Origin of the sequence: Campylobacter sp. CFSAN093259, from assembly GCF_012889985.1 — a bacterium.
Lineage (GTDB): Bacteria > Campylobacterota > Campylobacteria > Campylobacterales > Campylobacteraceae > Campylobacter_D > Campylobacter_D jejuni.
This window is the reverse complement of sequence record NZ_CP040617.1, coordinates 190,291-206,428: the sequence shown is the minus strand read 5'-3', so window position 1 is coordinate 206,428 and position 16,138 is coordinate 190,291. Positions and strand designations below refer to the sequence as shown.

The 16,138-nt window shown below is 30.9% G+C and carries 15 protein-coding genes; 7 read left to right on the top strand and 8 right to left on the bottom strand.

Going from position 1 to position 16,138, the window contains the following annotated elements; translation table 11 throughout:
- Positions 1-3 precede the first annotated feature (3 nt).
- The 6 genes from FBF20_RS01030 to FBF20_RS01005 form a co-directional block, all read right to left on the bottom strand.
- Positions 4-1,095 (bottom strand): DNA adenine methylase, encoded by a 1,092-nt coding sequence (locus tag FBF20_RS01030; protein ID WP_002857221.1) that lies wholly within the window; start codon positions 1,093-1,095, stop codon positions 4-6.
- A 38-nt stretch (positions 1,096-1,133) separates the two neighbouring features.
- Complete coding sequence (infC, locus tag FBF20_RS01025) at positions 1,134-1,652, bottom strand: translation initiation factor IF-3 (RefSeq protein WP_002838346.1); 519 nt, start codon at positions 1,650-1,652, stop codon at positions 1,134-1,136.
- Entirely contained in the window at positions 1,649-3,457 is a 1,809-nt protein-coding gene (gene thrS, locus FBF20_RS01020; protein ID WP_002890635.1) for a threonine--tRNA ligase, read from the bottom strand. Before thrS ends, infC begins: the two co-directional genes overlap by 4 nt.
- Before the next feature lie 130 nt (positions 3,458-3,587).
- Positions 3,588-4,391: an undecaprenyl-diphosphate phosphatase gene (locus FBF20_RS01015; protein WP_002836742.1), complete on the bottom strand. Its 804-nt coding sequence runs from the start codon at positions 4,389-4,391 to the stop codon at positions 3,588-3,590.
- A 73-nt stretch (positions 4,392-4,464) separates the two neighbouring features.
- Positions 4,465-6,462 carry an oligopeptide transporter, OPT family gene (locus FBF20_RS01010; protein WP_010891845.1) on the bottom strand — a complete coding sequence of 666 codons (1,998 nt, stop codon included), beginning with the start codon at positions 6,460-6,462 and terminating at the stop codon, positions 4,465-4,467.
- 182 nt (positions 6,463-6,644) lie between these two features.
- On the bottom strand, positions 6,645-7,991 hold the full coding sequence (locus FBF20_RS01005; RefSeq protein ID WP_002904057.1) for an SLC13 family permease: 1,347 nt from the start codon (positions 7,989-7,991) through the stop codon (positions 6,645-6,647).
- A 242-nt stretch (positions 7,992-8,233) separates the two neighbouring features.
- Here FBF20_RS01005 and FBF20_RS01000 point away from each other — a divergent pair, with 242 nt between their 5' ends.
- The 7 genes from FBF20_RS01000 to purF all read left to right on the top strand — a co-directional run bounded on the left by FBF20_RS01000 (position 8,234) and on the right by purF (position 14,142).
- On the top strand, positions 8,234-8,575 hold the full coding sequence (locus tag FBF20_RS01000) for a DUF4878 domain-containing protein (RefSeq protein WP_002851872.1): 342 nt from the start codon (positions 8,234-8,236) through the stop codon (positions 8,573-8,575).
- On the top strand, positions 8,559-9,164 hold the full coding sequence (locus tag FBF20_RS00995) for a YiiX/YebB-like N1pC/P60 family cysteine hydrolase (protein ID WP_002858707.1): 606 nt from the start codon (positions 8,559-8,561) through the stop codon (positions 9,162-9,164). Before FBF20_RS01000 ends, FBF20_RS00995 begins: the two co-directional genes overlap by 17 nt.
- Positions 9,165-9,227: 63 nt before the next feature.
- A complete protein-coding gene (locus FBF20_RS00990; protein WP_002851849.1) occupies positions 9,228-9,575 on the top strand; it encodes a hypothetical protein in 348 nt (115 codons plus the stop codon).
- A gap of 134 nt (positions 9,576-9,709) precedes the next feature.
- Entirely contained in the window at positions 9,710-10,831 is a 1,122-nt protein-coding gene (locus tag FBF20_RS00985) for a hypothetical protein (protein WP_002851609.1), read from the top strand.
- A complete protein-coding gene (locus FBF20_RS00980; RefSeq protein ID WP_002851835.1) occupies positions 10,831-12,012 on the top strand; it encodes a replication-associated recombination protein A in 1,182 nt (393 codons plus the stop codon). The genes FBF20_RS00985 and FBF20_RS00980 overlap by 1 nt, the downstream gene beginning before the upstream one ends.
- A 62-nt stretch (positions 12,013-12,074) precedes the next feature.
- Entirely contained in the window at positions 12,075-12,803 is a 729-nt protein-coding gene (gene dapB, locus FBF20_RS00975) for a 4-hydroxy-tetrahydrodipicolinate reductase (RefSeq protein WP_002851754.1), read from the top strand.
- A gap of 1 nt (position 12,804) precedes the next feature.
- Positions 12,805-14,142 carry an amidophosphoribosyltransferase gene (gene purF, locus FBF20_RS00970; protein WP_002851896.1) on the top strand — a complete coding sequence of 446 codons (1,338 nt, stop codon included), beginning with the start codon at positions 12,805-12,807 and terminating at the stop codon, positions 14,140-14,142.
- A gap of 2 nt (positions 14,143-14,144) precedes the next feature.
- On the opposite strand, the gene fliI is transcribed toward purF, so the two are convergent.
- Positions 14,145-15,530 carry a flagellar protein export ATPase FliI gene (gene fliI / locus FBF20_RS00965; protein ID WP_002851735.1) on the bottom strand — a complete coding sequence of 462 codons (1,386 nt, stop codon included), beginning with the start codon at positions 15,528-15,530 and terminating at the stop codon, positions 14,145-14,147.
- Positions 15,530-16,102 carry a GTP cyclohydrolase I FolE gene (gene folE, locus FBF20_RS00960; protein WP_002851990.1) on the bottom strand — a complete coding sequence of 191 codons (573 nt, stop codon included), beginning with the start codon at positions 16,100-16,102 and terminating at the stop codon, positions 15,530-15,532. Before folE ends, fliI begins: the two co-directional genes overlap by 1 nt.
- Between the last annotated feature and the right edge of the window lie 36 nt (positions 16,103-16,138).

The following is a 16,138-nucleotide window of genomic DNA, read 5'->3' as shown; positions in this document are numbered from 1 at the left end:
AAACTAATTTTTAACTAAAATATAAAGTTGCTCATGAAGATGGATATTGCGATTTTTAAGATTGCGAGAAGCTCTAAAAGTATTATATTTTTGCTCTAAAATCCGGCATTTTCCAAGAGTGCTTAAGCGCTTTAAAAAAATTTCTTTTTTTACAAAACCTTCACAATTATAAGAAAGTAAAATCACTCTTGCTTTTAAATCATTAATAAGTTCAAATAAAGCATCTTGGGCAAATTTTGACTTATTAAAAGTACTGCGGTTCCAATCCTTTGGAATGCCACTGATTTTAGAAATTTCTTCAGGTTTTTTATAATTTGCAATTAAATTTAGCATAAAATAATTAGAACTATAAGGGTGCTGATTATAAGGGGGGTCAAGATACACTACATCAAAAAAATCAAGTTCTTTTGCAAGCATGTTTGCATCCTTTTGCATCACTTCAAATTCACAAGAAAAATTTGAAAAAATAGGCATTTTAAGCTCTATTTCTCCTTTAATGCGTTTAAGTGCATTTTGTCCTTCGCCACCAAATTTTCCGATGCCATCCTTACCCTTATAAAAACCTTTAAAAACTCCGCTAGTATTTGAATGAACACTGGCTTCATAAATCAAAGGAGCTATAAAGAAATGCCTCAATTCTTTTGGAATTTCATTTTCGATTTTTTGCCTTATAGTATCAAGATATAAAGCATTTTTAAAAGTATAAAAAACCCTTTCATTTTTTTTAATATCATCATCATCTTTTGGAGCATAAAGCTCACTGATAAAACCTTTTTGAAAATCTAAATTTTGGATTAAATTTTTATAATACTTTTTTATATTTTGAAGTAAATCTTTGTCTTTATTAGCAAGATAACACTCATTGATGAGTTTTGAATAATCTTCTAAATCATTGGCTAAAATATAATTTGAGTGTGCTTTTGCAAAACGACTTACAACACCTGAGCCACTAAATATATCACAAAAACTAAATTTATCTTTACCAAGTTCTTTTTTAGCTACCTTAAAGCCATTATTTAAAAAACTTAAAAGTGCTCTTTTATTTCCAAGATAAGTTATAATTTGCTCTTTTAAAAAAGAAGGATTTTCTTTCAAAATTTAAAACCTTTAAAAGCTTTATCCACAAAAGTGGATTAAGCTTTTTTTGGAGTTACAAGCATATTTACATAACGACCTTCAAAATTTGGCTCTTTGTCACGATTAGCTTCATTTTCTATCATAGTCCAAATTTTTTCAAGCAAAGCTACACCTGCTTCAGGAGTTGCCATTTCACGTCCTTTTAAGAACACACGAAATCTCACATGCTTACCTTGTTCTAAAAATTCTAAAGCATGTTTTACTTTGTAATTTATATCATTTTGAGCAATTTTCACAGAAAGTTTAATCTCTTTAATATCGATTACTTTTTGTTTTTTCTTTGCTTCTTTTTGCTTTTTTTCTTGCTGATAACGGAATTTTCCATAATCCATAATCTTACAAACAGGTGGCTTTGCATCTGCAGCTATCATTACAAGATCAAGTCCTAAACGATTTGCAATCTCTAAAGCTTCATCACTGCTGATAATGCCATATGCTTTGCCATCATCACCTATACATCTGATTTCGTCCGCTCTAATTTCTTCGTTGAGCAATACTTCTTTTTCTTTACTCAAAAATGTACCTCACTCATTTTCTCCTTAACTAATTTAATAAATTCGTCCAAGCTAAGATTTTTTTGTTCTTTAGCTCTTCTATCTCTTAAAGCAACGCTTCGCTTTGCCACCTCTTCATCGCCCAAAACTAAAATCATAGGTAATTTTTGTTTTTCAGCAGTGCGAATTTTCTTACTTAAGCTCTCATTTTTCTCATATACTTCGCTATCGATATTTAATTCTAGCAAGGCTCTTTGAATTTCTTTCGCATAAGCAATATGAGAATCAGAAATCGGCACTATACCCACTGCGGTTGGTGCGATAAAAAATGGAAACTCCCCTGCGCAATGCTCGGTTAAAATTCCTATAAATCTTTCAAAAGAACCTAAAATCGCACGATGCAACATTACAGGTTGTTTTTTTTCATTATCACTATCAGTGTATTCAAGTTTAAAACGACTTGGCAGGTTAAAATCTACTTGTATGGTTCCGCATTGCCACTTTCTTTTTAAAGCATCGGTGATTTTAATATCAATCTTTGGCCCATAAAAAGCCCCGCCACCTTCATCAATACCGTATTTTAAACCTTGTTCATCTAAAGCTTCTTTTAAAGCCTTAGTCGCTATTTCCCAAATTTCATCATCACCTATGGCTTTTTCAGGTTTAGTTGAAATTTCCATTTCATAGCTAAAATCAAATAATTTCATCAAATTATCCACAAAAGCTAAAATTTCTAAAACCTGCTCTTTAATCTGACTTGGCATACAAAAAATATGTGCATCATCTTGAGTGAATTCTCTCACTCTAAAAAGTCCATGCAAAACGCCACTTTTTTCATGACGATGTACCACGCCGTATTCAAAAAATTTCAAAGGCAAATCACGATAACTTCTTACATCACTTTGATAAATTTTAATATGTCCCACACAGTTCATAGGCTTAATGCCATATTCTTGTTCATCAATTTGTGTAAAATACATATTTTCTTTATAGTTTGCATAATGCCCACTGATTTTCCATGCATCTGCTTTTAAAAGTTCAGGCCCACGCACAGGCTCATAACCACGTAAACGATGGATCTTATAAAGCATATGTTCAAGTTTAGATCTAAGTCTTGCACCATTACTCAACCAAATAGGAAGACCTCCTCCGATCTCATCATCAAAAGTAAAAAGCTTAAGCTCTGTTCCAAGCTTTCTATGATCGCGTTTTTTAGCTTCTTCAATAATGGTTAAATACTCTTTTAAACTTTCCTTATCTGCAAAAGCAGTTCCATAAATTCGAGTAAGCATTTCTCTTTTTTCATCGCCACCCAAATACGCTCCTGCAACACGAGTGAGTTTAAAAAAGCGTAAAAATTTCGTATTTGGCACATGAGGACCACGACACAAATCTTCAAATTCACCTTGTTTATAAATACTTACAGCTCTATCAGGAATACGCAATAAAACTTCTTGTTTTAAATCATCATTTTGAAATTTAGCCAAAGCTTCGCTTTTTGTGATTTCATATTTTGAAATTTCAATCTTTGCTTCAGCAAGTTCTTTCATCTTTTTTTCAATTTTTACCAAATCTTCTTCGCCAATCTTACTTTCCACACGAAAATCATAATAAAATCCATCTTCTATAACAGGACCAACGAAAAATTTAGCTTCAGGATACAAACTCTTAATCGCCTGTGCCATTAAATGCGCACAAGAATGACGGATTACTTCTAAACTTTCTTTAGAATTATCAAAATAAATTTCTTTTAAATTTGTATTTTTCACACTTTGAGAGTCAATTATTGTCTCATTGTCCAAATACGCAATAACTTCTTTTTCCATATTTTTAACCCTTTGTCGCTCACTTACCCTGTGAGTGTTTATAAAGTTCTAATTTTAACTTTCTAAGACTTAATTATTTTTGAAATTCAGCTTATTTTTAAAAAAATCTTAGAATAAATTTAATATTTATTTATAGCTTAAATTCACTTCCAGCATTTAAAATCCCACTATAATACAAATAAAAGAAAACAAATCCTAAAATAATACGATAAATTCCAAAAGGGATAAAGTCGAATTTAGAAATAAATTTTAAGAAAAATTTTATAACTAAAACTGCAACAATAAAAGCAGTGATAAAACCTATGCCTAAAGGAATTAAAGAATTTGCATTGCCAAGAAGCTCAGGCTCTTTATAAATGCTATAAGCTGTAGCGATAATCATCGTTGGAATGGCAAGCAAAAAACTAAACTCAGCCGCAACTTTTCTATTAAATTCTAGCAAAAGTCCACCAATAATACTTGCTCCACTTCTTGAAGTACCAGGAATCATGGCTAAAGATTGAAAAATACCTATGCAAAAAGCTTGTTTAAAACTTATTTCTTCTAAAGAATTGATACGATATTGTTTATTTTTATGTGCAAGTTCTATAAGAATAAACACAACACCGCCAAAAATGAGCATTCCAACCACAACCCAACCATTAAATAAAGCATTTAAGTATTTTGCCACAAAAAGCCCTATAACTCCGGTAGGAAAAAATCCAACTGCAAGTTTTAACCAAATATCAAGCCCTTGAAACAATTTACGCCAAAATACAAAAATGACCGCCAAAATAGAACCAAGCTGGATGATAATCAAAAAGCTTTTCCAAAACTCATCTATATCGATACCTAAAATAGTCGTACCTAAAATCATATGTCCTGTTGAAGAAATAGGTAAAAACTCAGTCAGACCTTCTATAATTCCAAGTATTAAAGCATATAAATTTTCCATTTTAATCCTTGAATGATAATTGCAAAAGAAAAATTATATCAGAATGGATTAAATGGGGTTTTAACCCCAAAAATTAAGCATCTTTTTTAACAATACGCTTAATGAAATATAATACAACTCCCACAAAAAAGATAAGTGCGAAAAGCTCGCTATCATGAAAATTTGCTAAATTTAAAGCTAAAGGATTTTCACTACCACCCATACTTACTGAAAATACAGTAATTCCTGCGATAATTACCCCAAAAATACTTTCACCCACTATAAGCCCTGAAGCAAAAAGCGTGCCTCTTTGCTCACAACTTGCAAGTTTTTCTTCTTTATGAGAATTTTTTGCATATTTTTTAGTCAAGTGTTGCATTACAATATATTTTAAAATTCCGCCTATAACTAAAGGTATATTTACAGCAGGGGGAAGGTAAATACCTATTCCAACGGCTAAAGGCGGCAAAGACATTTTCTGTGTTCCTTTTAAAATTTTATCTATAATAATCATTAAAATTCCTACAAATACACCAAAAGCCATATAACCCCACTCTATATTGTGATGAAAAATTCCTTGGGCGATAGTGCTCATTAAATTTGCTTGCGGTGCTGCTAAAGCTGATGAAGCATCCATACCTTCTCTTGGCATTGCTCCGACAAAACCATAGGCTTGATAAAGCAAATTTAAAACAGGAACTATAGCCAAAGCACCAAAAACACAGCCTACAAGTAAAGCAACTTGTTGTTTCCAAGGAGTAGCTCCGACTAAATGTCCTGTCTTTAAATCTTGTAAATTATCATTCGAAATAGCAGCTGTAGCTAAAATAACACTAGTAGTAAAAATAGCTAATGCTACTGCAAATTTAGAAAGCATAGGATCTTGAAAAAGTTCCACACCTAAAACCAAAAAAACAATAGAAGAAATAATAACACCAATAAGTCCGATTCCAGAAATAGGACTAGAAGAGGATCCTACAAGTCCTGCCATATATCCGCAAGCTGCTGCAACAAAAAAACCTATTAAAACAGAAACTAAAGTTCCAACAAATGAAAATAGCATTTGATAATAAATACTTAAGTTAGCATCTTCAACAAAACTATAAAAAGTAATAAATAAACCCACAACCATTAAAACAAAAAGTATAAAAATACTTTTTAAAGAAAGGTCTATATTTGTTCTTTCATTTTTTTCTTGATTAGTAATTTTAACATTTTTAACAATTTCTTTAATACCCTCAATAACGGGTTTTAAAAGTTCTATTAAAGTCCAAAGCGCTGCTATAGCAATAGCTCCTGTTCCTATAAGCCTTACTTTAGAACTCCATACACTAGAAGCTAAATCTACGGCATTTTTTGTACTATCGAATTCAAAATTTGAAAGATAGGGAGTAAAAATACCCCAAGCTAAAAACATACCTACAAAAAGAGCTATAGCACCTGCTAAACCAACTAAATAACCTGCCCCTAAAAGTGCCAAAGAATATCCCATAGAAAAACCAAAAGCCATTTTATTCCAAATAAAAGCAAAATTACTCTCACTTGCAGCGAGTTTAAAACCATTGCTTAACAAACTAAAAATAGCAGCTATAAAAGAGCCTAATGCTATTTCTTTAATGCCTTGTTTTCCTTTTTTACTACTCTGATCTTTATTGGCTACTTTTAAAATTTCAGCTGCGGCTCTACCTTCAGGATAAGCAAGCTTGCTTTCAACCACCATAGTCCTTCTTAATGGTATAGTAAAAAGCACTCCAAGTCCGCCACCACAAAGACATATCATAAAAGTTTGCCAAAGTGGAAATTCACTCCAATACCCACACATAAAAAGCCCTGGGATAACAAAAATAACTGATGATAAAGTTCCTGCTGCTGAAGCTTGAGTTTGAACCATATTATTTTCTAAAATATTTGAAGTCTTAAAAAGACTCAAAACCGCCATGGAGATGACCACAGCTGGAATTGATGATGAAAAAGTAAGTCCCACTTTTAACCCCAAATATACATTTGAAGCTGTAAAAATAATAGTTAAAATACTTCCCAAAATCAAACCCCTTAAGGTAAGTTCTGGTAAATTTTGTTTTTTGTACATCATTTCTCCGTTTTAAAATTTACTTTCAACTTAAAAAATATTCTTATAAGTTTAAATTTATAATTTTTCTCTAAAGCAAAATAAAATAATACAAAAAAACGCTTATATTTTTATAAATTTTTGACTCAAAAATATCATAAAACAATGAACCAATCATTGAAAAATCAAAAGTTCTTTTATTTTAATTATATTATCCCAGCTACCTCAGCAAAAATCAAGCAAATAATACTTATACCCCATATATAAAAAAAGCTTCTTTTGATATGATCTTTAATATTAACCTCTGCTAAACCACAACCTAGCAAAGTTGCAGGCACAACAGGAGAAATAAATGTCGCACAATTTCTTGCTATCACCATGATAATAGCTATAGTCAAAGGTTCAGCGCCAAAAGCCTTAGTTACACTCAAAACTATAGGCATCACTCCATAAAAATAAGAATCTGTACAAAAAATAATTGCCATTGGAACAGCCAATATCCCTACCATCAAAGGAATATAAGCGCCTAAATAATCTGGAACAAAATTTAAAATCAAAACACCCATTTTCTCCATAATACAACTTTTATCAAATACGCCTATTAATATCCCAGCACCAATTAAAGTAATATACATAAGCATTGCACCAGCACTTGCACGATCTACAACTTTTTTAGCTGTTTTTAAATTAGGATAATTAAGCGGTAAAATTATTGCAAGTCCTATCATAAAGCAAATATAACTAGGAATAATACCGCTAATTAAAAGCCCAATAACTCCAATAGCTACAAGTAAATTTAACCAAAACCATTTTTCATTATGGTGTTCGCTTTTTTCTATATTTAAATTTATTCCAGACAAGTTACCTGCGCCTGCACCTCTTTTTATTTCTATCTTAGCAATCCAAATTGCCAAAAGAAGGGATAATACCAAACCTACAATCTGAATAGGTATAATATGGTGCCAAAGCAAATTTGCATCCATTCCTATATTAGTAGCCGCTCTTAAAGTAGGACCACCCCAAGGAATAACATTCATAACCCCCATAGCCGAAGTAATAATCAATAACATTGAAGTCTTTCTTATACCTAAACGCTCATAAATAGGTAATAATGCAGGTATTACAATAAGAAAAGTAGAAGCACCTGAACCATCTAAATGCACAGCAGCAGCAATAAAAACAGTAAGAATGCAAACTTGATATACATTAGCTTTCATTTTTGATAAAAATGCATTTAAAATTTTAGTAAAAAAACCACTTGCATTTAAAACACTAAAAAAGAGTATAGAAAAAACAAACAAAGCTGCCGTATCCGTTACGCTTTTGACTCCATCTTTAATAAAAACAACCAATGTTTTAATATCAAAAACACCTCCTTTAACCCCTAAAGCTACACCCACGCCAAAACCAAGCCGTTCAAGAATAAGTAAAATACAAGCTACACTAATACTTACACTTATAAAAGCTAATGCTGGAGTAGTATAATCTTTTAGCAAAAGCCAAACTATCAATCCTAACGAGAAAAAACCCAATAAAGCTAAAAAAATTTCCATATCCTATCCTTTTGTATCATTTTTATTCGATAATAAAATAGGATATTTTAACTCCAACTTATATGTGTTTAAATTTATAGCTTTTTAAAAAAATATATTTTCTAATGTAACCATTATAAACAAGAATAAAAAAATAATTTTGAATTATTTTGCTATAATTATGAATATTTTAATTTATACTATCAAAAGAAAAAAATGAAATTTTTTAAACTTTCTTTCTTGGCTTTAGTTGCCTTTTTTTAGTGGCTTACGGTTCTTCAAATCCTGAAGATTTAGCTAAAAATTTTACAAAAGATCTTTACAGTGGTGATACTAAATCTGTTATGAGTTACATTGATCTTAGCGAAGCTAAAAGCGATGAAGAAAAAACATTTGTTAGTGATAAAATCACTCAAGTTGTTGCTGAAAATGCAGCCAAAGCAAAAAGAATGGGTGGTGTTAAAGATATTCAAATTGAAGAAAAAACAATCAATAAAGATTCTGCTAAAATCAGAGTTTTAGTGTTATTTAACAATGATAATAATCAAAGCAGCAATGTTTTTCTTGCTAAAAAAGATAGAAAATGGCTTGTTTTACTTAAATAAAATTTTATATTTTTTCTTAATTTTATTTTTATTGATTGGAATTTTGGGTTTCTTTATAAATTCCAATCCTTCAAATCAAATCATCAAAAAACCCTATCTACCTTTTCTTGAAATAGGTGATCTTGTCTTTCGTGCAGGAATAGGAAGTGAAAGTTTTTTAATAGAAAATTTAAGTCAAAGCCCTTATTCTCATATCGCTATGGTAGTTAAAACTTCTCCAACTATACTCATACATGCTACAACAGATGATGACAAAAATGCTAAAAACCAAGTTATCTTAAGCTCTATGGATGATTTTTTAAAACTGAGTCATAAAATTGCTATTAAAAGATTAAAATTTGATGAAAAAACCAAACAAAAAATAGTTGCTAAAGATTTGGAACATTTAGGCAGAAAATTTATCATAAGTACAGATAAAGATGCTTTTTACTGCACTACTTTTTTAGAACAATCTATTAACTCCATTACCCCATTTCATCTTCAATATACTCTAATCAAAGCTCCTTTTAATGAAGGTTTATATCTTTTTCCACAAACTTTTTTTGAAAATAATCAAAGCGTATTAATTTATGAAAGTCAAAATTTTTAATTTCACATTCACTTCACTTAAAAATTTTATAATGTCATCACTTTACATTAAGGAGAAATAATTATGAAAAAAAGTATTTTATTCGCATCAGCACTTTTAGCTAGCTCAATGCTTTTTGCAGATAGTCTAAAACTTGAAGGTACTATTGCACAAATTTATGATAACAACAAAACCTTGCTTATTGACTCTATTTATGGCGGACAAATGGCTATAAAAGTTCTACCAAATACCGAAATAGAAATGGATGATTGTGGTATTTTTGGAACAGATAAAGATGGAACTTTTAAAGATTTACAGGTTGGAAATTTTTTAGAAAGTAAAATTTCTTATGGAACACCTGCTACACCAAATACTCAGGCTATTCCAGTAGCTAGAAAAATTGAAATTCAATGTTATAAAAAAGCTTATTAATATAAATCCCTTAACAAGGGATTTATAAAAATCATTCTTCGGCAAACTACTTCATTACTCTTAAATAAAAATTTAAACTCTTTTTTAACAAGCAATTTATAAAATAACACTTATATTTTCATCTAAGGCAAATAATGAAAAAATGGATTTTTATTGTTTTTTGTTTTATATTAGGTTTTATTATTCATATATTTTATATAGGATACACTAACGAACTTTTATTTAATAAATTTATTAAAAATAGCAATCCTGATTATACAATTACAGATATTTACTTCAAAAAAGGTTTTTTAACCTCTAAAGGAAGTTTTACTTTAAATCACTCTCATACACAGCTTTCAACCAAAATCAACCTTAAATTTAATAATTATTTTTTCTTAAATAAAATTATAAAAGGAAATTTTACAAATCCTTTTGATTTTTTAGATGAAGTGTTAAAAAACAATAAATTAGGAACTTTTACTCTCAAATTACACGATAATAACTCTAAAATATTTCTAAATATTAAAGATATAAATTTAAGCAATGAAGGCGGAGATACCATCATAAACGGCGGATATATTGAAGTTTTAATGAATAAAAATTTAGAAATTAAAAACATGAAAATACATTTTGATATGATTAATTTTTCTCAATTTTATACTAAATTTGTATTACAAAATTTAAATTACGAACAATTTTTTAACAATCCTGTACAATTTTATGAGTTAAATTTATTTAGCGATAGCCAACAAGAGATCAACTTTGATTATCTTGTGCTAGATAACAATAAAATCAATTCTTTTTACAGCAAAAACCAAGTAAATTTTAATGAAGAAAATTCAGCAGTAAACTTAAACATACAAGGAAAATCCAATGAAATTGATCTTAAATCTTTATTGGGTCAGAATTTGAATTTTGACAAAACAAAATTTAATATAACCATAAACAAATTTTTTAATTCAAATTTCAATATCTCTCATTTTATTCAAAAAAATCTTGATCTAAAAATACAAAATTTAATCCTTGAAAAAAATAAACAAAATATCAGTTTACAAGGCAATTTAAATATTAACAACTCTTATCAAGCAAAATTACAAGTTATCAGTTCAGACGAGCCTGATGAAATTTTTCCTTGGACAAAGGATTATGGAGGTTTAAATCAATATTTTTTAAAAGAAAATAATAACTTTTTTCTAAATTTATCTTATGATAGCTTGGCCAATCCTCAACTAAAAATTAATGGTAGTGAATTTTCAAATATGGATTTAAATTAATGAGCCTAGCTTTGACCTTTCGCCCTGAAAATTTTGATGATATTTTAGGACAATATGAGCTTATAGAAATTTTCAAAAAATTTACTGCTTTACAAAAACTTCCTCATAGTATTTTTTTTGGAACAGCAGGTTCTGGAAAAACAACTTTTGCTAGAGTTGTAGCAAAAGAATTTGGCTTAGATTTTTATGAATTTGATGGAGGAAATTTTAAACTCGAAGAACTAAGAAAAATTTTAGATAATTATAAAAATAGTCTTTATAAGCCTTTAATTTTTATTGATGAAATTCACCGCCTTAGCAAAACCCAACAAGAAATGCTTTTAATTCCTATGGAAAATTACCGTTTAATTTTAATTGGTGCAAGCACTGAAAATCCCTATTTTGTTTTAAGTTCTGGTATAAGAAGTCGTTCCATGCTTTTTGAATTTAAATCTTTAGGGGCAAAGGAACTTGAAACTTTACTCTTACGCGTACAGGAAAAAATGAAATTTAGTATTGATAAAGAAGCTAAAGATTTTCTACTTAAAAGTGCTGATGCAAGAGCTATGCTAAATTTGCTTGAATTTGTCTTGGTTTTAGATGAAAAACATATCAGTCTTGAAAATCTTAAAAAACTTCGCAACACCATAAATAGTGAAGGTGTTAGCTCAAAAGATACACATTATATTTTAGCAAGTGCAATGATAAAAAGTTTACGCGGAAGTGACGTTGATGCAGCTATTTATTATCTTGCAAGACTTATTGATGCAGGAGAAAGTGCGGATTTTATCGCTAGGCGTTTGGTGATTTTTTCAAGTGAAGATGTCGGAAATGCCGATCCAAATGCTTTAAATTTAGCAGTTTCGACTCTAGATGCTGTTAAAAATATAGGTTATCCTGAAGCAAGAATTATCCTAGCCCAATGCGTAGTTTATTTAGCAAGCACAATCAAATCCAATGCAAGCTACAAAGCTATCAATGAAGCTTTAAACTATGTAAAAAATAATGAAGCTTTAGAAATACCTAATTATCTTAACAACAATCATCAAGAAAAACAAAACTATCTTTATCCACATGATTTTGGTGGCTGGGTAGAGCAAAAATATCTTGGTAAAAATTTAAAATTTTATCATAGCAAGGGCTTAGGAGAAGAAGCAAAATTGTTAGATAATTTATATAAATTAAAAAACCATAAAGCTTAATTTTATTATTTAAAATTTACAAAATAAATGCTAAAATCAATATTTTATTTTCAAGGAAAAAGATGATTAAAATAGGAATTTATGGCGCTAAAGGACGAATGGGAAAACAGATTGAAGAATGTTTAAAAAGCGAAACACAAGCACGAATTTCGATACTTTATGATAAGGGTGGAAATTTAGGAGAGCTTTTTGAAAAAAGCGATGTGATTATTGATTTTTCTTCCCCAAGTGGAACTCATGAGCTTTTAAATTATGCAAGAACTATGCCTAAACCTTTGGTAATAGGTACAACAGGGCTTGATGAGAAAATTTTACATTTGATGCAAAGTGCTAGTGAAGTGATGCCGATTTTTTATGCGACCAATATGTCTTTAGGTGTTGCGGTTTTAAACTATCTTGCTAGTAAAGCCAGTCAAATGCTAAGAAATTTTGATATAGAAATTTTAGAAATGCATCATCGCCATAAAAAAGATGCCCCAAGTGGTACAGCTATGACTTTAGCTCAAAGTGTAGCAAAAGCTAGAAATTTAGAACTTGAAAAAGTAAGAGTAAGTGGAAGAGATGGCATTATAGGTGAAAGAAGTAAAGATGAGATTGCCGTGATGAGTTTAAGGGGTGGCGATATAGTAGGACGCCATACGGTAGGTTTTTACGAAGATGGTGAGTTTTTAGAACTTAATCATACCGCTACTTCAAGGGCGACTTTTGCTAAAGGTGCGATTAAAATCGCTATTTGGCTTAGCAAGCAAGAAGCAAAAATGTATTCAATCAATGATTTTTTAGGAATTTAAAATGTGTGCAGTTGTAGGAGTTATCAATTCAAAAAATGCTAGCACTTATGCGTATTATGCGCTTTTTGCTATGCAACACCGTGGGCAAGAAGCAAGTGGCATTAGTGTGAGTAATGGTAAAAATATTAAGACTATTAAAGCTAAAGGTGAAGTGAGTCAAATTTTTAATCCTGATAATCTAAAAACTTTAGAAGGTGAAATCGCTATAGGGCATAATCGCTATTCTACAGCAGGAAATTCAAGTTTAAATGACGCTCAGCCCATAGCAGCTACTTCGGTTTTAGGTGATATTGCTTTAGCGCATAATGGAAATTTAGTCAATAAAGAAGAGGTAAGATCAAGACTTATTCAAGATGGAGCTATTTTTCAAACCAATATGGATACAGAAAATGTTGTCCATCTTATCGCAAGAAGTAAGCAAGAAAGTCTAAAAGATAGATTTATTGAGAGTTTAAAAGAATGTATAGGAGCTTATTGTTTTGTTTTAGCAAGCAAAGATAAACTTTATGTTGTAAGAGATCCTCATGGGGTGCGTCCTTTGTCTTTAGGGCGTTTAAAAGATGGAGGCTATATAGTTGCTAGTGAAACTTGTGCTTTTGATCTTATAGAGGCTGAATTTATTCGTGATGTTAAACCAGGGGAAATGCTTATTTTTACTCAGGGAAATGATAAATTTGAAAGCATAGAACTTTTTTCTCAAACTCCTAGAATTTGCGCTTTTGAATACATTTATTTTGCTAGACCTGATAGTATAGTAGAAGGCAAAAGCGTGTATGAAGTGCGTAAAAAAATGGGCGAAGCTTTAGCTAAAAAATTTGCTTATAAAGCAGACTTTGTCGTGCCTGTGCCAGATAGTGGAGTAAGTGCAGCTATAGGTTTTGCGCAATATTTACAAATCCCTCTTGAAATGGCAATAGTAAGAAATCATTATGTAGGAAGAACTTTTATAGAGCCAACTCAAGAGCTTAGAAATTTAAAAGTAAAATTAAAACTTAATCCTATGCGTAAAGTTTTAGAAGGCAAAGAAATCGTAGTCATTGATGATAGCTTGGTGCGTGGCACTACTTCTAAAAAAATAATTTCTTTGCTTCGTGCTGCAGGAGCGAGCAAAATCCATCTTGCCATAGCTTGTCCTGAGATCAAATTTCCTGATACTTATGGCATAGATACTCCAACTTTTGAAGAACTTATCAGTGCAAATAAAAATGCTGAAGAAGTGCGTGAATATGTAGAAGCTGATACGCTAAGTTTTTTAAGCATAGAAGAGCTAACTCAAAGCATAGGCGATGAAAGGAAATATTCTTTAATCAGTTTTGATGGAGATTATTTTATTAAATAATTTTATTTTAAATTAGGATTAGGCAAAGTTGCACTTGCACTTCCTACATTTATATTTTGAGTTGGTGGCAAAGGAGTATTTGGTGTATCAATTTGACTTAAAAGCTCTAAAGTTTGATTAAATTCGAAGCTTTCTTCAGGATTTTGTCCTAAGAATTTTTGCATAAATTCTTTTTTAGAAATAGCTTCATCAAGTTCTTTATCACTTCCTTTCTGATAAGCACCGATGCGAAGCAATACTTCATTTTCTTTTAAAAGCGAGTTTAAACGCTTAAATTTTCTTGCCCAAAGTTTATGTTCAGGACTTATAATGTCACTCATCACCCTTGAAGCAGAGTTTTGTATATTAATAGGAGGATAAATTCCAAAGTCTGTTAATTCACGGCTTAAAACAATGTGTCCATCTAAGATAGAACGACTTTGATCGGCGATTGGATCGCTCATATCATCACCATCCACTAAAACGGTAAAAAAGGCTGTTATAGTGCCTTTACCTTCTTCTTTACCGGTTCTTTCCATGAGTTGAGGCAAAAGACTTAAAACACTTGGTGGATAACCTTTGGTTGTAGGAGGCTCTCCAAGAGCTAGTCCAATTTCTCTTTGTGCCATAGCAAAACGCGTTACACTATCCATGATAAAAAGTACATCTTTGCCCTGTTCTTTAAAGTATTCTGCCACACTCATTGCGCAAAAAGCACCGTATTTACGCATCAAAGCACTATCATCACTTGTAGCAACAATAATCACTGTATCATCGAGCTTTCCGCCTAAATTTTTTTGTATAAATTCAGGAATTTCACGCCCCCTTTCTCCTATGAGTGCCACTACTTTTATAGGAGCTTTGGAATTTTTAACTATCATTCCCATAAGAGTGGATTTTCCTACCCCACTTCCTGCAAAAATACCAAGTTTTTGTCCTACACCACAAGTTAAAAGCGCGTCTATGGTTTTAACACCCACGGGAAAAACTTCTTCTATAAGCCCTCTTTTCATTGCATCAATAGGTGCACGCATTATAGGCATATATTTGGTTGCTTCTATAGCTCCTTTACCATCTTTTGGACGCATAAAAGGATCTACTACCCTGCCTAAAAGTTCATCGCTAACGCCTATTTGCATACCTGCATCACTTATAAAAGCACGATCGCCTATTTTAAAACCTTCTATAAAAGAAAATGGGCTTAAATAGCTAAATTGTTCTTTGATTTCTACAACCATAGCTAGAGTGTTTAAATTTTCATTTTCATTAGAAACTAACTTCACTATATCTCCAACCCCTGTTTTAAGCCCACGAATTTCTATACTTGTAGCAGAAATTTTTGTAATCTCTCCAAAAATAGCACTTAAATTTTCTTTGCCAAGTTTGGAGCGTAGTTTTTCAAGATTCATTAAAATCTTACCTGTTTAGCAGAGTTTATGAGAGAAAAAAATTCCTCTCTGGTTTTTTCATTTTTTAAGAAAATTCCACGTAAAGCTGAAGTTGTAGTGGTGGAATTAGCTTTTTGCACTCCACGCATTTCAACACACATATGTCTTGCTTCTATGACTACACCCACACCTTTTGCATCGACATTTTCCATTAAAGCTTGTGCGATTTGTTCAGTAAGTTGTTCTTGAATTTGAAGTCTTCTTGCAAACACTTCTACAAGGCGTGGAATTTTGCTTAAACCTACTACTTTTTTATTAGGGATATAGGCTACATGAGCACGCCCAAAAAAAGGCAAAAGATGATGTTCGCAAAGACTGTAAAATTCTATATCACGCACTAAAACCATTTCATTATTAGAACTTTCAAATAAAGCGTCATTTAAAATTTCTTTGACATTTTGCGTATAACCACTAGTAAGAAATTCATAAGCTTTAAAAACACGATTTGGCGTTTTAATAAGCCCTTCACGATTTGGATTTTCTCCTATAATTTCAAGCATGGTTTTAACACAATCTTCAAATTTTTTTTGCACATTTTTCTCCAAAAATATTTTTTATATTTTAATAAT